The organism is Thalassolituus sp. UBA3500 (genome assembly GCF_002377545.1).
Classification (GTDB): Bacteria; Pseudomonadota; Gammaproteobacteria; order Pseudomonadales; family Oceanobacteraceae; genus Thalassolituus.
In genome coordinates, this window is sequence record NZ_DFQB01000060.1 from 62,419 (window position 1) to 80,834 (window position 18,416).

15 protein-coding genes are annotated in these 18,416 nt (G+C 52.4%); 4 read left to right on the forward strand and 11 right to left on the reverse strand.

Annotation, left to right across the window (positions count from 1 at the left end):
• Positions 1-86: 86 nt before the first annotated feature.
• Positions 87-719 carry a hypothetical protein gene (locus tag B2R29_RS15810; RefSeq protein WP_301181943.1) on the reverse strand — a complete coding sequence of 211 codons (633 nt, stop codon included), beginning with the start codon at positions 717-719 and terminating at the stop codon, positions 87-89.
• A gap of 108 nt (positions 720-827) precedes the next feature.
• Between B2R29_RS15810 and smrA the strand changes: the two genes are divergently transcribed.
• Positions 828-1,412: a DNA endonuclease SmrA gene (gene smrA / locus B2R29_RS15815; protein WP_301181944.1), complete on the forward strand. Its 585-nt coding sequence runs from the start codon at positions 828-830 to the stop codon at positions 1,410-1,412.
• Between the two features lie 5 nt (positions 1,413-1,417).
• On the opposite strand, the gene B2R29_RS15820 is transcribed toward smrA, so the two are convergent.
• Together B2R29_RS15820 and ilvA are read right to left on the reverse strand one after the other, a co-directional pair.
• Positions 1,418-2,134 (reverse strand): lysophospholipid acyltransferase family protein, encoded by a 717-nt coding sequence (locus B2R29_RS15820; RefSeq protein WP_301181945.1) that lies wholly within the window; start codon positions 2,132-2,134, stop codon positions 1,418-1,420.
• Positions 2,135-2,220: 86 nt separating this feature from the next.
• Positions 2,221-3,738: a threonine ammonia-lyase, biosynthetic gene (gene ilvA, locus B2R29_RS15825; protein WP_301181946.1), complete on the reverse strand. Its 1,518-nt coding sequence runs from the start codon at positions 3,736-3,738 to the stop codon at positions 2,221-2,223.
• A 91-nt stretch (positions 3,739-3,829) separates the two neighbouring features.
• Between ilvA and rpiA the strand changes: the two genes are divergently transcribed.
• Positions 3,830-4,501, forward strand: a complete 672-nt coding sequence (rpiA, locus tag B2R29_RS15830; RefSeq protein WP_301181947.1) for a ribose-5-phosphate isomerase RpiA — start codon at positions 3,830-3,832, stop codon at positions 4,499-4,501.
• A gap of 9 nt (positions 4,502-4,510) precedes the next feature.
• Complete coding sequence (locus B2R29_RS15835; RefSeq protein ID WP_301181948.1) at positions 4,511-7,225, forward strand: YdbH domain-containing protein; 2,715 nt, start codon at positions 4,511-4,513, stop codon at positions 7,223-7,225.
• A 49-nt stretch (positions 7,226-7,274) separates the two neighbouring features.
• On the opposite strand, the gene rho is transcribed toward B2R29_RS15835, so the two are convergent.
• Both rho and trxA read right to left on the reverse strand, forming a co-directional pair.
• On the reverse strand, positions 7,275-8,537 hold the full coding sequence (gene rho, locus B2R29_RS15840; RefSeq protein WP_301181949.1) for a transcription termination factor Rho: 1,263 nt from the start codon (positions 8,535-8,537) through the stop codon (positions 7,275-7,277).
• Positions 8,538-8,746: 209 nt separating this feature from the next.
• Positions 8,747-9,073, reverse strand: coding sequence for a thioredoxin TrxA (trxA, locus tag B2R29_RS15845; RefSeq protein WP_068436003.1), 327 nt, complete (start codon positions 9,071-9,073; stop codon positions 8,747-8,749).
• A gap of 140 nt (positions 9,074-9,213) precedes the next feature.
• Between trxA and ppx the strand changes: the two genes are divergently transcribed.
• A complete protein-coding gene (gene ppx, locus B2R29_RS15850) occupies positions 9,214-10,722 on the forward strand; it encodes an exopolyphosphatase (protein ID WP_301181950.1) in 1,509 nt (502 codons plus the stop codon).
• A gap of 86 nt (positions 10,723-10,808) precedes the next feature.
• On the opposite strand, the gene ppk1 is transcribed toward ppx, so the two are convergent.
• The 6 genes from ppk1 to ftsY all read right to left on the reverse strand — a co-directional run bounded on the left by ppk1 (position 10,809) and on the right by ftsY (position 18,397).
• Positions 10,809-12,914 carry a polyphosphate kinase 1 gene (gene ppk1, locus B2R29_RS15855; RefSeq protein ID WP_301181951.1) on the reverse strand — a complete coding sequence of 702 codons (2,106 nt, stop codon included), beginning with the start codon at positions 12,912-12,914 and terminating at the stop codon, positions 10,809-10,811.
• 93 nt (positions 12,915-13,007) lie between these two features.
• Positions 13,008-14,018: a porphobilinogen synthase gene (gene hemB, locus B2R29_RS15860; protein ID WP_301181952.1), complete on the reverse strand. Its 1,011-nt coding sequence runs from the start codon at positions 14,016-14,018 to the stop codon at positions 13,008-13,010.
• A 222-nt stretch (positions 14,019-14,240) separates the two neighbouring features.
• Positions 14,241-15,110, reverse strand: a complete 870-nt coding sequence (gene rpoH / locus B2R29_RS15865; RefSeq protein WP_301181953.1) for an RNA polymerase sigma factor RpoH — start codon at positions 15,108-15,110, stop codon at positions 14,241-14,243.
• 256 nt (positions 15,111-15,366) lie between these two features.
• Positions 15,367-16,371, reverse strand: a complete 1,005-nt coding sequence (gene ftsX, locus B2R29_RS15870; protein ID WP_301181954.1) for a permease-like cell division protein FtsX — start codon at positions 16,369-16,371, stop codon at positions 15,367-15,369.
• Complete coding sequence (ftsE, locus tag B2R29_RS15875) at positions 16,358-17,059, reverse strand: cell division ATP-binding protein FtsE (RefSeq protein WP_301182128.1); 702 nt, start codon at positions 17,057-17,059, stop codon at positions 16,358-16,360. The genes ftsX and ftsE overlap by 14 nt, the downstream gene beginning before the upstream one ends.
• An 18-nt stretch (positions 17,060-17,077) precedes the next feature.
• Positions 17,078-18,397 (reverse strand): signal recognition particle-docking protein FtsY, encoded by a 1,320-nt coding sequence (ftsY, locus tag B2R29_RS15880; RefSeq protein WP_301181955.1) that lies wholly within the window; start codon positions 18,395-18,397, stop codon positions 17,078-17,080.
• Between the last annotated feature and the right edge of the window lie 19 nt (positions 18,398-18,416).

The window sequence follows — 18,416 nt, forward strand, 5'->3', positions numbered from 1 at the left end:
TTCTGATCATCACGGTTGAGCCATGACCAGTAACCATAACCAGTAAAAAGGGGCGTTAATCGCCCCTTTTTGTATTTTGCTCGTCTTTATTCGTCTTCATCTTTCTGACCGCGCTTTTCCTTCAGGCGATCCATGTCGTGGTGACGCCACTTATCGCGCTCTTCGCGCTGCATCTTACGCCATTTTTTCTTCTGCTCTTCCGTCAGAACAGACTTCACCGTTTTCTCAAAGTCACGACGATCTTTTTCGCGCATTTTCATGCTGACCGGCCACTCTTCTTCAGAGCACAAGGATAACTTTTCTTCGAGCTCAGATTTCTGCTCACTCGTCAGATCAAGTTTTCGGGAAAGACGCTCCAGATGCTCTTCGCGGCCTTCTTTTTCACGCTTGCGTACCTGCTCTTCCGCGATCGCTTGCTGCTCATCCGTCAGTACCGAGCGGATTTCTTCACGCATCTGTACATAGAGATCCTGACGTTGTTCACGACGTTCTTTACCTGCAGCTTCGCTGGGCTTCATCTCACGAAAGCGATCTCGATACCTGTCTTCAATCGCATCGATCTGCTCCTGCTGCTCATCGGACAGATTCAGCGAACTTTCCCAGTCGACTTTCTTCTGGCGGTCATCGAATCCCCAAGCCTGTGCGGTCGTCATCAACACACCGCAGGCAACAAGACTCAAAGAGCGTTGGAAGCGGGCAATGGGAGAAGGCATTTTCATAAATCGATCCTGTGATACGGTGCTTACTATCAGGTTATACTAGGCGTCACAGCCCAAAATTTGTGTCCGACATTGCAAAGATTTGTCGCTGCCCCGGAGGATGTACAAATGACTGAAGAAGATGAGCTCTTTCTGCAGGAGATGCAGGGAGTTAAAAAGCTGCAAACGCAGGAGCGCGTCCCCCTTCGTCGTGATCAGAAAGACAACAATACAGCGGCACGCCGCTCTGCGGCTGTTTCTCAGGAGACGGTCAGTGATAAGAACCACCTTCGCGCCAGTGAAGTCCCCAGAGTCGGTCCTCACGATGTACTTGGGTTCAAACGCCCCGGTATTCAGGATGGCGTCTTCCGTAAACTACGACTGGGTAAGTACGAGATAGAAGCTCGCCTTGATCTTCACCGGCGTACGATTGAAGAAGCGAGGCGCGAAGTTTACCGCTTTGTGAACGACTGCATTGGCGCAGACATCAGAAGCGTTCTGATCATGCCTGGAAAAGGGGATCGCAACGAGGGTGATCCGGCTGTACTAAAGAGTTATCTGGTGTTCTGGCTTGAAGAGTTAGAAGATGTCCAGGCTTTCCATACTGCGCAGCCTCAGAACGGCGGCAGCGGTGCCTTCTATGTATTACTCCGTAAGAGTGAACGCAAGAAACAACAGGCCCGCGAGCAGTTCAGTAAAGGGCGTGTTTACTAAAGCGGCTACTGACCTTGCGCTATCTCAGCATCCATCTGATCTATCTGCGCAGCCATCAGGGCCTGAACCTCATCGGCGAGATGCTTGGCGTCGTCGCGGGTCAGCCCTTCTGTACTGATGGCGGGAAGCTGCACCAGTCGACACTCACCGGCGCGCCAGCGCTTAAGGTTAATGTTCTTATGGGTGCTGCTTGCGCAAACAGGAACTACCGGCAAACCGGCTTCTATCGCCAGAATAAAAGCGCCGCTTTTAAAGGGTAACAAACCCCGGCCATTGCTACGGGTACCCTCAGGGAACATATACACACTGCAGCCTTTATCACGAACAATCGCCGCGGCTTCTTCCATGGCACCCCGAGCCTTTGAACGGTCGCCGCGATTAATAAAAATATTTCCTGCCAACCAGAAAAGAACACCAAACAGAGGGATATACATCAGGCTGTGCTTACCGAGAATCGCCATGTCATCGGGCAGGCTCTCGCCGTACATGTACATGTCCAGGGTGCTCTGATGATTAGCGACGTAAATCCCCTGTATGCTCTCTGTCGGCCTGTTGAGTACATCTACACGAACGTTCATAACGAAACGCGCCCAGGCAAAGATCATGGCAATAATGCGGCTATTATTACGGTTGAATGGTCGAAGCAGACAGATAAGAAGGCCCAACACACACACAACAGGGAAGTAGAGAGCTAAAAAAGCAATTCGAATAGCAGCTAACATATAAAATCCGGCTCGGGGTCGCAGCGAAGCAGTCTAAACTCCTCTGCCACCCCAACAAGGTGAAGATGATTCAAGACAATGGCGTATTAACGCAAAAATCGTTGGTACGCCGTATTCTCTGTCTCATCCCAATAACGATAGCCAAGTTCTTCGAGATATCCCTGAAGCTGTTCACATTTATCGTCAGAGATCTGCAGCCCAACCAATACGCGGCCGTAGGCAGCACCATGATTGCGATAGTGGAATAGTGATATATTAAAGCGTTTACCCAGCTTCTTGAGGAAGTTAAGCAAAGCACCGGGGCGCTCCGGAAACTCAAAGCGGTAGACGCGCTCATCCGTTACCGACGCAGGTGCGTGCCCACCCACCATGTGACGTATATGGTATTTCGCTACCTCATCATCGGTAATATCCATCAGCGCATAGCCTTCCGCCTCAAGGTCGGACACCAGTGCTTTACGGGAGCCAGGCTCGTCAGAGACTTTCACACCAACATAGATCTGCGCTTCATCATCGCGACTGTAACGGTAATTGAATTCAGTAATCGGTGACTTACCCAGCAGACTACAGAAGCGTTGAAAACTGCCCGGTTCTTCTGGGATTGTGACAGCCAGGATCACTTCCCGCCCCTCACCGATCTCAGCAACCTCAGAGATGTAGCGCATGCGGTCGAAGTTAACATTTGCACCGCTGAGAATCGCCACCAGATTTTTATTTGTGCATTGCTCACGCTCGATGTATTTTTTCAAGCCGGCTACTGCCAATGCCCCGGCCGGTTCGCTGACTGCACGGGTATCGTCAAAGGTATCTTTAATCGCGGCACAGATTTCATCCGGCGTACAGGTAATCACCTCATCCACGTAGTCTTTGCAGATCTCCCAGGTGTTTTCGCCAATTTGTGCGACCGCAACACCGTCAGCAAAGATACCCACTTCAGGAAGAACCACACGACTACCCGCCGCGAGCGCAGCTGCCAGACAGGCCGACTCACTACTCTCAACACCCACAATGCGGACTTCAGGAGTCAGCGCTTTGATGTACGCAGCGACACCGGCAATCAGCCCGCCCCCACCGACCGGAATAAAAATGGCGTCCGGGCGCACTGGCATCTGACGGAGGATCTCCATACCCACAGTGCCCTGTCCGGCAATGGTCTCCGGGTCATCGTATGGATGAATGTAGGTATACCCCTTTTCTTCCACCAGCTTTTGCGAGTACTGGAAAGCCTCATCAAACGCATCACCATGCAGGATCACACGTGCACCGCGCGCCTTCACAGACTTCACTTTAATTTCGGGGGTTGTCCTAGGCATAACGATGACGGCTTTTATACCGAGTTTTTTTGCCGCCAGAGCCAAACCCTGAGCATGATTCCCCGCTGAAGCAGCGATAACACCACGTGCTTTTTCTTCGTCGGTCAGTTGTACAACTTTGTTGTAAGCCCCACGAATTTTGAACGAATACACTGGCTGCTTGTCTTCACGTTTAATCCAGATCTGGTTTTCCAGTCGCTCGCTGAGAAACGTGGCGGTGTGGACAGGCGTCTCTTCAGCAACGTCATAGACGCGGGACGAGAGTATTTTTTTCAGGTATTCGTTTAGCATGCCGCTGGTCCAAAAAAATCGAGAGCGAACGCGCATTGTAACGCATGAAGCCTTATAATTCGCGAAAGCATTTCACCCGGATACAGACACTATGAATCAGGACGAACTCAAGCAGGCGGTTGGTCAGGCCGCGGTTGATCACATCAAGCCCCACCTCGACGAAGACAGTATTGTCGGTGTCGGCACTGGCTCAACAGCCAACTGTTTTATCGATGCACTCGCTGCTGTAAAACACCTGTTCGATGGTGCAGTTGCCAGCTCTGAGGCGTCTGCAGAACGCCTCAAAAGTCACGGTATTCCGGTCTACGACCTGAACAGCGTCGATGGTATGGATTTTTATATCGATGGCGCCGATGAAATCAACGAACACCTTGAGATGATCAAAGGTGGCGGTGCGGCACTGACCCGCGAAAAAATTGTTGCTGCCGTGGCCAAGAAATTTGTCTGCGTTGCCGATGAAAGCAAAATGGTCGGCATGATGGGCACCTTCCCATTGCCGGTCGAAGTTATCCCCATGGCCCGTTCACATGTTGCACGTGAGCTGGTAAAACTGGGCGGTGACCCGGTGTGGCGTGAAGGCGTAATCACTGACAATGGCGGCCAGATTCTTGATGTGCACAACCTGAAGATCCAATCGCCGATGCAGCTTGAGTCCGACATCAATCAGATCACTGGCGTAATCACTAACGGCCTGTTTGCGCAGCGCGGCGCGGACGTTCTGCTTCTCGGGACTCAGGACGGCGTTAAGACACTGAAAGTCTGATTCGCTGCTATGAGTGAGCGCAGGGAGTCAAACCAGCAAACTCCTTCTCTGATCCGCCGAGGGTGGTTTCAGGGCATAGCGCTTGCTCTGCTGCTAACGAGCGCCACGATAGTGGCGCTCTATTTCTCGATCGTTCCTCTGTTGAACAACTGGCTCCCCCCTCTTCTGGATCGACTGGTGGCTCCCGGCAGTCATCTTCAGATCCGTAGCCTTACTCGACAACAGTTTGCCGTGGATGAACTGGAGCTCCAGCCATCTCCGGGCATTCTGATTCAGATTCGCAATGCTGAGCTCAATTACCACGGCACAGGGTTGCTGCAAGGAAGGGCCGATAGTCTGACGGCGGAAACCGTCAGAGTACTTATCAGCGCAGACGACGATACACCCTCACAGTCGGCCACGAGCCTGACGCCGGGGACCGATATCGACCTTCCGCATATTACTGAGTTGATGGCACTTCCAGTTGATGACATCCGGGTAGCGTCGCTGGAGATAGATACACCAGACGTTTCTGCCCGATTGACAGGCTCACTACAGCCAGACCATTGGGGCATATCCGGCGACCTCCGGCTACCCCACATTCAGGAAGCCGTTAACGTTAACCTGCAATTGCAGCGCAACGAAAAAGGCAACGCAGAGTTACTGGTGATGCTTTCTCAACAAGAAGCGCTTCTGGCACAACTCTGGACCGGCCTGACACAAACAGAAGACATCAGTGATGCAAACATCAGGTTCGAGGCGGATCTCAGTAAGGTTCAGAACAGTCTGCCGCAAATGGCTGACCTGCCACTCAAAGGTCAGCAGATCATACTGGAAGGTACACTTAACAGCCCTACTCAGGCACGCTGGCCCGATCAGCTGATCGCTGATATGACCGCCACACTGACTACACGAAAATCAGTGATCAGTGACACTATGTCAGTCCAGCCCGCAGGCATCGCGCTGTCAGTGAGACGAGCAACCACCGCTGCCGACTGGAATGCCTTACTTGCCGCTCAACCACTTTCTGCATCGATTACCACAACCGTCGATGGTCAGGCTAGCCGCTGGAAAGCCACTACGCCGGGGCAGGCACTGGCCGCGGTGTGCAATGCCAGCGCAGATACCTGCGAACTTAATGGAACCCTGACAGCTCAACTGAGTGGACTTACTACGACCCAGCTAACACTGGAACCTGCAGGTATCTGGAAGGCCACCGGGCCTACATCGCTAGCACTGCCGCTGTCGGTGAGTTATCAACAACCGGCTCAACAGGAATTGCCAGCATGGCAAATGTCCGGTAACGGGCAATTCAACGCAGAACTCAGTGATACCGGACAGTGGTCAGTCGCCTCCAGTGACGGCCTTGTCCTGAAGGCAACAGTCAGCCCGTGGCAGGGGTGGACTGTCACACCGCTGACTATCTCGTTACTGCAGGACTTAATGGTCAAAGGCAACCTTGATGACAGTCGCCATGCTCAGGCCAGGGATCTGCGCCTGAAGATAGCGCCTTTCACCGCATCATCAAAAGAGCAGGATGCACGCCTGCGCTTCGCACCTTCACACCTTGGCTGCGACCCCGGCGATATCGATCTTCAGGATCTGGCGAATGGTTTACTGGGCAATTGCACGCTATCAACCCGCATGAACGATTCAGACTGGGGGCTGTGGCCAATTCCCGACATCAGTCTGAGCGGCCCAATCACCATCACGATGGATGACATTCGCGAACGGGTTAATGCCTCCCTTGATCTGACCGCCGCGAATGGTGAAATTCATTTCCGCACCCGGGCTGAGCACGACCTGCTATCAGGCAGTGGCTCTCTGCAATGGCATCTCACTGATGCCAGCCTTGACTGGATGGCGCTCGGGCTTGCCGACATGGCGAACCTGACCAGTGTGCAACTGCTCAATGGTCACCTGTCAGGTCAGGGCTGGCTGGACTGGCAAGCCAACGAATCCGGGGTCAAACTGACTCCCGATATGATGCTGAGGGCTGATGGCGTCGGCCTGATTTACGACAACAGCATTACCCTCGAAGAGTGGAATGCCATGCTTGCTCTGCGCCGCCCACAGCAGGGCGAGTACCAGCTTGATGCTCAGTTGTCTGGCAGTAAACTCGACAGCGGTATCCCTTTAACCAACCTTCTCGCCCGGACACAAACGCGCTTTCCGGAAGACTTCAGCTATTTCGAAGTGGACGTTTACGAAATCCACACCGACTTACTCGGTGGTCGCATCTACGCACCCGAGATTCATTACGACAGTCGCAAAGAGGTGAACGCTTTCGGCGTCCGTCTTGATCACCTGCAACTCAGTCAGATCGCCGCAATCGAAAAAGAAGCCGGAATCAAAGCGACAGGTCTGCTGGATGGCATGCTGCCTATTGTTCTGACCAAAGAAGGCCCGATGGTGCCGGGAGGTAACCTGTTCGCCCGTGATCCGGGCGGTACCATCAAATATCAGGACGAGAGTGCTGATGCCCTCGCTCAGGCAGACCAGAGCGTCGGCATGGCAATGAAGCTGTTACAGAACTTTCAATACGACGAGCTGCAGTCAGGTGTGCGCTATCAGCCAGATGGGCAATTAAATCTGTCGCTTCAGTTTGAAGGTAAGAATCCCGACTTCTTTGACGGGCAGAAGACTCACCTGAACGTGAACCTAGATTACAACCTGCTCGACCTTCTCGAAAGCCTGCGGATTGCCAATGACGTCATCGAAAAGGTCGAACAGAAATACAAATAAAAACGCCCGGACAGCAAAGCTGGCCGGGCGTTTCTGAGCAAGTAAGGACTTATTTGCCCTTACGCATCGAATCAAAGAATTCGTCGTTGGTTTTGCTCTGACGGAGTTTATCGAGCAGGAATTCAATGCCTTGCAAGTCTTCCATTTCAGCCAAAAGTCGACGCAGAATCCAGAGGCGCTGAAGATCAGCTTCGTTAAACAGCATATCTTCGCGACGTGTACCAGAACGACGGATATTAATAGCGGGGTAGACGCGTTTCTCAGCGATCTTGCGATCCAAGTGAAGTTCCTGGTTACCCGTACCTTTAAATTCCTCGAAGATAACCTCGTCCATCTTAGAACCAGTATCAACCAGTGCGGTTGCGATGATGGTCAGAGAGCCACCTTCTTCGATGTTACGCGCAGCACCAAAGAAGCGCTTTGGCTTCTCAAGAGCATTCGCGTCAACACCACCGGTCAGAACTTTACCTGACGATGGAATGACGGTGTTATAAGCACGCGCCAGGCGAGTGATAGAGTCGAGCAGAATGACTACGTCACGCTTATGCTCAACCAGACGCTTGGCCTTCTCGATGACCATTTCAGCCACCTGAACGTGACGCGCTGGCGGCTCATCAAAGGTTGATGCAACCACTTCACCGCGTACCGAACGCTTCATTTCGGTCACTTCTTCCGGACGTTCGTCGATCAGCAGAACGATCAACTCACATTCAGGGTTGTTGCGGGTAATAGACTGCGCAATGGTCTGCAGCAGCATGGTCTTACCAGCCTTTGGTGGCGCCACGATCAGGCCGCGCTGACCTTTACCAATCGGTGCAACCAGGTCGAGAACACGTGAAGACAGATCTTCAGTGGAGCCGTTACCTGCCTCAAGAACCAGCCGCTCGTTAGGGAACAGCGGCGTCAGGTTTTCAAACAGGACTTTGTTTTTCGCGTTTTCAGGCTTGTCGTCGTTAATTTCATTAACTTTCAACAGTGCAAAGTAACGCTCGTTGTCCTTAGGCGGACGAATTTTACCGGCGATCTTATCGCCCTTACGCAGGTTGAAACGACGGATCTGGCTGGGTGAGACATAAATGTCGTCCGGGCCGGCCAGATAAGAGCTGTTTGCACTGCGTAAGAAACCGAAGCCGTCCTGCAGAATCTCCAGCACGCCATCGCCGTAGATGTCTTCACCACTTTTTGCGTGGGTCTTGAGAATGGCGAAGATGATGTCCTGCTTACGGGTACGGCTGACGTGCTCAATACCCATATCGCCGGCAATTTTCAGCAATTCGGGGACTGATTTGAGTTTCAGGTCTGAGAGATTCATAGGTGTAGGTATATACGGTTAGGTTATTTGAATTAGATAGATGCTGGATCTGAAGAAATCCTGGCAGAGTCGCCATGGAGGGCAGCAATGAGTGGGGGTTGGCCCGCCTTCAATGTTGCGAAGTCAATATAGACAGATAAAGGGGGGTTGTCCAGCACTGCGGGGACATTTGTCCCCATTTGCAGTGCGGAATACAGCTGACAGGGAAATCAGATCGCCTGTTCGATGAATGCAGCCAGTTCAGACTTACTCATTGCACCGATTTTCGTGGCTTCAGCATTGCCGTTCTTGAACAGAATCAGAGTCGGGATGCTGCGGATACCAAACTTAGGCGCTGTAGCTTCATTTTCGTCAATGTTCAGCTTGGCGATTTTCAGCTTACCTGCGTAGTCATCGGCGATCTCTTCCAGAACCGGAGCGATCATTTTGCATGGGCCGCACCACTCTGCCCAGAAGTCCACCAGTACAGGAACATCTGAACCCAGCACGTCAGCGTCAAATGAATCGTCGGTTACGGTAATAATGTTATCGCTCATGAAATTCCCCTGCAGAAAGTGCAATCAGTTAGAAAGGGTTATTGTACGCCACATTGATGCGGAATCAATTGGATTATTCGACTGGACGTCAGAGACGCCGGAAGGCATATTCATCATAGGGTTATTGGAAACAGATAGTTATGTCAGAGCAGTATTCAGCAGAGGTCGAATCCAGCCGCATTGCCGCAGTCGATCTCGGGTCAAACAGTTTTCATATGATGATCGCAGAAGAGTTTCAGGGTGAAATACGTACTCTGGAAAAGCGTGGAGAGAAAGTTCAGTTGGCGGCGGGGCTGGACAATCAGAACTATCTCAGCGAAGAAGCTATCCAACGCGGCGTTGACTGCCTCGCTCAGTTCGGTCAGCGCCTGCAGGGCATGGACCCGGACAGAGTTGTCGTGTTCGCCACCAATGCTCTTCGCGCCGCACGCAACCGGCGAGAGTTTATTGATCGCGCCGAAGAAGTGCTGGGCTACCCCGTCGAAGTCATTGCCGGGCGCGAGGAAGCACGCCTGATCTATCTGGGCGTTGCCCACACTCAGGCTGATGATGGGGGCCAGCGACTAGTCGTGGATATTGGCGGCGGCAGTACCGAATTTATTATCGGTGAACGTTTTGAAGCGAAGGCCCTTGAAAGTCTGCACATGGGCTGCGTATCTTTCACAAAACGTTTCTTCTCTGATGGCAAAATAAGCCGCAAACAATTTAAAAAAGCCGTCTCCGCTGCACAGCAGGAACTTCTGAACATTAAGGCTCAGTATAAAAAACTGGGTTGGAAAAGTGAGATTGGCTCATCAGGTACTATCCGCGCTGTCGAGCAAGCCATTATCAGTAATGGCTGGGGCAACGAGGGTATCACCCCGGAAGGCCTGGAAAAACTGACAGATCATTGCCTGAGTTATGAGACGGTTGATGACGTCGATATTGAGGGGGTGAAGCCCGACCGTCGGCAGGTATTTATCGGCGGACTGGCAATTCTGAACGCAGTATTTCAAACCCTCGACATCAAACACATGCGCTACTCGGATGGCGCTTTACGCGAAGGCGCACTCTGGGATCTTGTTGGTCGCTCTGAGCACGAAGACGTGCGCAGCCGCTCAATTGCCTCCATGCAGGAGCGCTTCTACGTTGATACGGCACAGGCGGATCGCGTTGAAGCCACCGCGCTCGCTCTGTTCAGTCAGGTCCGTAAAGACATAGGCGCACGCAAAGAGCTGGCGCAATGGTTGAGCTGGGCGGCGCGCATCCATGAAATCGGTCTGAGTATCGCTCATAGCGGATTCCATAAACACGGTGCTTACCTGCTGCAGCATTCTGATATGTTGGGTTTTACCCGTCAGGGACAAATGTTACTGGCCCTGCTGGTACGCAATCACCGGCGTAAAATTCACCCGGAAGAACTCGAATTACTGCCTGCCCGACAGCAAACCATTGCCCTCTGGTTAATTCGCCTACTGCGCGTTGCTATCGTGCTTAATCATAGCCGCGAGGCTTACGACGTTCCCCTGCCTGAGGCAACCACCGACAAAGATGCACTACTGTTGAAGCTGCCTGAAGGCTGGCAAGAGAATTTCCCGCTGACATCCCAGGACCTCGAAGAGGAAGTGGAGTTGCAGAGTGCCGCCGGGCTGGTGCTCAGTATTACCTGAGCTGGAAAGCAGGAAAAAGTGCGAGCGAGAAAAACAAGCATAAAAAAACGGGGCACCGCCCCGCTTTTCTTTTTTACTGTTTTTAATCAGCTCGCACTGGGCGTACCACTACTGGCGGCCAGCTTATCGAGCAACCAGCTTTGTGCAGAAATGACCTCATCATCCGGCCCTGGCTGAGCCCTTACGTAAGAGCCGTCCGTCTGCAGAATCCAGGCCTGGGTGTTGTCTTTAACGTACACCTCAAGTTCTTCTTTCATCCGCTCTTTGATCTTATTGGTCTCAACCGGGAATGCGGTTTCAACCCGACGCAGAAGGTTGCGCTCCATCAGATCAGCACTTCCGGCATAAATTTCGTCATTACCGCCATTCAGAAAGTAATACACGCGCGTATGCTCTAGGAAACGACCAATAATTGAACGAACTTCAATATTCTCAGACACGCCCGCAATTCCTGGACGCAGGCTGCACATACCACGAATAATCAGCTCGACCCTCACACCCGACTGAGACGCACGATAGAGCGCACGAATAACTTTGGGTTCGGTCAGACCATTGGCTTTCATGCGAATTAATGCAGGCTTGCCAGCATCCGCATGCTCACGCTCGCGATCAATCAGCTGAATCAATCGTTTGTGCAAAGTAAACGGCGCATGAAACAGCTTCTTCACACGCATGACTTCACCCATACCGGTTAACTGCTGAAATACTTTATGAACGTCTTCGCAGATAGAATCGTCACAGGTCATAAAGCTGTAGTCGGTGTACGCCCGCGCATTTCCGGCGTGGTAGTTACCGGTTCCGAGGTGCACATAACGACGATACTGATTTCCTTCTTTGCGCACGATCAGCATCATCTTAGCGTGTGTTTTATACCCCACTACGCCATACACAACGACGGCACCGGCTTCCTGTAAACGGTTTGCCAGATAGAGGTTTTCTTCTTCATCAAACCGCGCACGCAGCTCGATCACGACCGTAACTTCTTTACCATTACGTGCCGCATCAACCAGCGCATTTACGATTTCTGATTTGGCGCCCGTGCGATAGAGCGTTTGTTTGATTGATTTAACACTGGGATCTTTTGCAGCTTCGCGAAGCAGATCAACCACTGGCGTAAACGACTCAAACGGATGCAGCAGCAGGGTATCTTTCGAGCGGATACTTTCTAAGATGCTCTTTTTGAAATTAACGTTTTTCGGCAGACCCGGCGTAAACGGAGGATAGCGAAGATCCGGACGATTGATCTGATCAATCACTTCGATTAAACGCCCAAGATTGACCGGGCCATTCACTTTAAACAAGTCAGATTCATCGAGATTAAACTGGCGCAGCAGGAAGCTGATCAACTCATCCGGACAGTTATCTGCCACTTCTAAGCGCATCTCTTCGCCGAAGTTTCGTGAGTGCAGTTCGTCTTCTAGTGCAGACGCGAGGTCTGACGTTTCTTCGTGGTCGATATCGAGGTCAGCATTACGTGTCACACGGAACTGATAACACCCTTTTACCGTCATACCTGGAAAGAGCTCATCCGCATACTCGTGAATAATTGACGACAGAAATACAAAATTATCCCCTCCCTCCTGAACCAGCTCATCAGGCAGGCGCAGAGTACGCGGCAATGAGCGCGGGGCAGGAATGATTGCCAGACCGGTTTGGCGACCAAACGCATCTTTGCCATCCAGCGCGACAATAAAGTTCAGGCTTTTATTAACCAGACGAGGAAATGGGTGCGAGGGGTCCAGCCCAATCGGGCTGATCAGAGGCTGAATATTGTCATCGAAGTACTCACGTATCCAGATACGCTGTTCTTCACTCCACTCAGCACGACGTAGAAAGTGAATATTCTGCTCTTTTAGTTGAGGTAGCAGGGTATCGTTAAGAATTTCATACTGACGCTCAACGGTTGTACTGCAAAGAGAGTAAATTTCGTCCAACACCTGCGCTGGGTGCAGACCATCAATACCAGAAAGCTCGCGATTAAATGTCAGCTGATGGACCAGATCAGCAACCCGTACTTCAAAAAACTCATCCAGGTTTTTACTGAAAATACACAGGAAGAACAAACGATCCAGCAGCGGGTGCGCTTCATCCAGTGCCTGCTCAAGTACACGGATATTAAATTGCAGGTGGCTGAGTTCACGGTTGATGTAAAACTCACTGCTATTGAGATCTATATCCTGTACGTCCGTCATGGATAACTCCGGCGGCTGCTCTGCTTTTGTCTGTGTATTTTCAGCGATTGTCATCAGGGTACCTAAAAATCCTGCGTTAGGGCCAGCGCCTGATCAGACGTCCCCTAATTCAGCAAACTGTTTCGCGAAGTAGGTCAGGATTCCGTCTGCCCCAGCGCGTTTTATGCACATCAGTGATTCCATCATGACGGCGTTGTCGTCTAACCACCCCTGCTGAGCTGCAGCCTTGTGCATGGCGTATTCACCACTGACCTGGTACACAAAGGTGGGCACTTTAAATTCGTCTTTCACCCGGCGCACAATATCAAGGTACGGCATGCCTGGTTTCACCATAACCATGTCGGCCCCCTCAGCCAGATCAAGTGCCACTTCATGAAGCGCTTCGTCTGTATTTGCAGGGTCCATCTGGTAATTTTTCTTGTCGGCTTTGCCGAGGTTGCCGGCAGAACCAACAGCATCCCTGAACGGACCGTAGTAAGCAGATGCGTATTTTGCTGAGTACGCCATAATGCGCGTATTCACAAAATTCTCCTGCTCCAGTGCCGCCCGCACTTCACCGATACGACCATCCATCATGTCAGATGGGGCAACCACATCCGCGCCAGCTTCGGCGTGAGACAGAGCCTGACGGACCAGAGTGTCTACCGTACGGTCATTCAGAACATAGCCTTCGGCATCGATAATTCCGTCCTGCCCGTGTGTAGTAAACGGGTCGAGCGCGACATCCGTAATAACACCCATATCGGGTACGGCATCTTTGATTGCCCGCACGGCGCGCTGAGCCAGGCCGTTGGGATTAAACGCTTCTTCGGCCAACTCTGACTTAGCATCCGCAGGCGTGACCGGAAACAAGGCCACCGCCGGAATACCCAGTTTATAAAGGTGTTTCACCTCATCAATCATTAAATCAATCGACAGACGATCTACACCGGGCATAGATGCCACTTGCTCACGCTCCTGATGCCCCTCCAGAACAAACATCGGATAGATCAGGCTATCAACAGTAAGCTGGGTTTCACGCATCAGGCGTCGGGAGAAATCATCTCGACGCATACGGCGCATGCGGGTTTCCGGGAAAAAGCGTTGTGCATCATTAAAAGCCATGGAACTTACTCCTGAGCCGGCGGGGAATTTCAGACCGATTGTAACCCGCTCGAGCACCTTTGGCGCCCGGAAAACACAGGGTTGCAGAGTATCGGTCCGATATATGACATTTTTATGACAAGACCTGTTTATAGCGCTGATACGCAAGGTCGGTATTCATGAGGCAAAGAAAAAGCCGCTCATCGAGCGGCTTTTCATAAGTACTCTCTTAAGAAGCGATCATTACGCCAGTACCAGGTCGGTACCAATCGCGTTCTTCAGTTTCTTCATTGCATTTTTCTCTAGCTGACGAATACGCTCAGCAGATACTTTGTACATATCAGCCAGTTCGTGAAGCGTCGCTTTCTCTTCGCTCAACCAACGCTGTTGCAGGATGGTACGGCTACGATCATCCAGGTCTGCCATGGCATTTGCCAGGCGACTGTTGGCGTCCTGTTCGTAGTTGTCGGCTTCTACCAGCTGAGCCGGGTCCTGGCTGTGATCTTCAAGATAGTACGCTGGTGCTTTATAGGCACTTTCGTCATCTTCGTCAGCACCGGCATCGAACGCAGCATCGTGTGCATTCAGGCGGCCTTCCATCTCAAATACAGTCTTGGTTTCGACTCCAAGATCTTCAGCAATCGCCGTCGCTTCATCCTGAGACAACCAACCCAGCTTCTTTTTCTGACTACGCAGATTAAAGAACAGCTTACGCTGCGCTTTCGTCGTCGCTACTTTCACAATGCGCCAGTTACGCAGAATAAACTCGTGAATCTCTGCTTTAATCCAGTGCACAGCGAACGACACCAGACGCACACCAACCTCTGGGTTGAAGCGTTTAACCGCCTTCATCAGACCGACGTTACCTTCCTGAATCAGATCGCCCTGATTCAGGCCGTAGCCAGAATAGCTACGTGCAATATGAACCACGAAGCGCATGTGCGACATCACCAGATGACGCGCAGCTTCCAGGTCTTCTTGATAATGAAAACGCTCAGCCAGATCTTTCTCTTCTTCTGGCGTAAGCACAGGAATCGCATTAACAGTCGAAATGTAGGCTTCCAGGTTCGCACCCGGAGACATCGCGTATACTGCTTGCAAACCGTTGTTCATCTCTCACTCCTGAAGGAATTCTTTTGCTCAATCAGCAACTTACAGTGACCTGATTACACATGTGGGGCATGTATCCAACCACCGGATAATCAAAGTCGAGAGCTAAGTTTAGCACCACTATATAGGACCGCAAATGGCTGGATAAGTTCCCTTCAGCGCCACTCACCGTTCTCTATAAGATCATAATAGCGCCATTAGACTCGCTACTGTGTCGATAGTGTGTCGGTAAACGTAAAGCACCCTGATAATCCGGAGTTTACGGCTCTATCCGATGCAGGTGCCTCACCACAGACCACCAGGCACCCAGCCAGCCGAGCAGCATAGCGCCCAACAACAGCACCAGTGCAGCACCTGCCGAGAGCGGCAGCAAGCGGTACTCAGAACCGTAGAGCGCGGCGAGATCTTCGACTGGCCCGCTCACCAGAGCCCAACCGATGGCAAGCAGTATCCAGGACACTAATCCGCCCACCATGCCAAACCAGAGGCCGGTATACAGAAACGGCCGGCGAACCCAGGCATTCGTCGCGCCTACCAGCTTGGTGACACGAATTTCATCAACACGCGCCGCGATCGACAAGCGAATGGTATTACCGACCACCAGCAGAATTCCGAGTGCCAGCAAAGCGCCCATCACCCAAACAATACGCTCGCTTAATGCCAGAAGTGCATGCAGACGATCCAACCAGGCGGTATCCAGCTCAACACTGTCAACGCGGGGCTCGCTTCTCAGGCTATCCGCCAAGGCAATGACATCCTGCTGTGGCAAGGCCAGTTCGGGCTCGACAACAATCACCCCGGGCAAAGGATTTTCTGGCAGCAGGTCCAGGGCCTCGCCCAGCCCGGAACTGGCTCGGAACTCGGCGAGGGCGTCATCCGCGCTGATAAAGCGTACATCGGCGACTCCGTCCATACTTTCTATGCAACTCAACAATTGCTGCGCCTGAGTATCCTGTACAGCGGGCTTCAGATACACACTCATACTGCCGGAGGCCTGAAAGCGATTACTCAGCTGACTCAGGTTATCCAGCGTCATCCACATGGCGCCGGGGAGCGTCAGTGATATGGCAATCACCAGCCAGGTCATGATACTGCCTAATGGCTTGGTCAGCAGTCGCATCAGAGTTTCAACAGCCACCAGCTGATGCTGCTGAGCCCAGCCATTCAGTTGGTCTTTCAGACTGACCTTGTGCGTTGAGGCACCCACCTGTGGTTTACGCGGTGCATTCGCCGTCTGGCGTTTTGGAGAATCAGGTGCGGACATGGTCACCCCGCTCAAAACCAGCGCGCTGCCCGCCACTGTCGTGCAAGGAGCCATGATCCAGAATCAGACGGCGATGCCCCATGCGTTCAATCAAAGGGATATCGTGCGTAGCAATCAGCACGGTGACACCCACTTGCTGAAAGCGCAGAAACAGCTTCATGATTTCTTCAGAAAGCTCAGGATCAAGGTTACCGGTCGGCTCATCCGCCAACAGGAGCTGCGGCTTATTGACCACGGCACGGGCAATGCCGACGCGCTGTTGTTCACCGCCTGAAAGTTCAATGGGGTTGCGACGCTCGAAGCCGAGCAGACCTACTGAATCGAGCGCAGCGCGAACCCGGCGCGCGGCTTCGGCAGGTTGATACCCGGCAATAAGAAGAGGCATCGCCACATTGTCATATACGCTACGATCAAACAGCAGCTGGTGATTCTGAAACACCACACCCACTTTACGGCGCAGCAAGGGCACCAGTGAGCTCTTCATGGTATTCACGCAATCGCCATCGACAAACACCTGACCTTTCGACGGGCGCTCCATCTGCAGCATCAGTTTGAGCAGGGTACTTTTACCTGCACCGCTGTGACCGGTGAGAAAGGCAAACTCGCCACGAGCCAGTTCAAAGCTGACTTTACTCAGAGCTTCCTTACCACCGGGATAGCTTTTGCTGACCCCATCGAAGCGTACCATTGGCATAGAGTTAATCCGTCAGTCGTCACCAATCCGGAACAAGGCCCGGGTGAAATCATCTGCGTTAAACGGACGCAGGTCTTCGATTTTCTCACCGACACCGATGTAACGCACCGGCAGACCAAACTGTTTCGCCAGTGCGAAGATGATGCCGCCTTTTGCCGTACCGTCGAGTTTGGTCAACGTCAGGCCCGTGACGCCCACGGACTGGAGGAAGGTTTTTGTCTGGTTGATGGCGTTCTGCCCCGTACCCGCATCCAGAACCAGCATCACTTCATGCGGTGCGGTGTCGTCGATTTTTTTCATAACACGAACGACTTTTTCCAGTTCCTGCATCAGGTTGTCTTTGTTGTGCAGACGCCCGGCAGTATCGGCAATCAGAATATCGACACCGCGCGATGTCGCTGCCTGCACCGCGTCAAACAGGACAGACGCCGAATCTGCCCCCGTATGCTGCGCCACAACAGGTACGTTGTTCCGCTCGCCCCACACTTGCAGCTGTTCAACCGCCGCCGCACGGAAGGTGTCACCCGCCGCCAGCATGACGCTTTTACCACGCGCCTGAAACTGTTTAGCCAACTTACCGATCGTGGTGGTTTTGCCCACACCATTGATGCCGACCATCAGAATCACGTAAGGCTTTTTGCTGCTATCAATAACCAGAGGTTTCTGCGACACCGCCAGCATATCCTGTAGTTCTTCAATAAGAGCCTCGTAGAGAGCGTCAGAATCACGCAGCTCTTTACGACCTACACGCTTCGTCAGACGGTCGATTATTTCAGTCGTTGCTTCAACACCGACGTCGGCCATAATGAGCTGGGTTTCCAGGTCTTCCATCATGTCGTCGTCGATTTCTTTTTTACCCAGCAGCAGTGTCGACAGACCATCGGTGAGGTTAGAGCGGGTTTTGCTCAGACCGGCCGATATGCGCCCGAAGAAGCCTTTCTTCTCGTCTTTGGCTTTTTCAGGCACCGGTACCATCACGTCCGGATCGACTACGTCTTCTGGCTCGGCAGCAAGATCATCGGCGGCGATCTGCGACGCGGACACCTCGGTTTTGATCTCGGGCTCAGATGGAGCTTCTTTCTTCTGGGGCTCTGCTTGCTCCGGAACAGTTTCTGTCACTGGCTCTGGAACGGGCTCCGCCGCCTGCTGAAGAATTTCTTCAGTTTCACTGACTGGCGTTTCGGCCTGAACCAGTGGGGCTTCGGGTACCAGATTGGTAGCCTCGGAAGCTTCCGCTACATCATTGTTGTCTTCTACCTGCTGGGGTGCCTGCGGGTCTGCAGGCTGAGCATTCTCAGGGCTTTTTTTCTTTCGTTTAAAAAAATCAAACATCGGCGTCTCTGAATCTGAT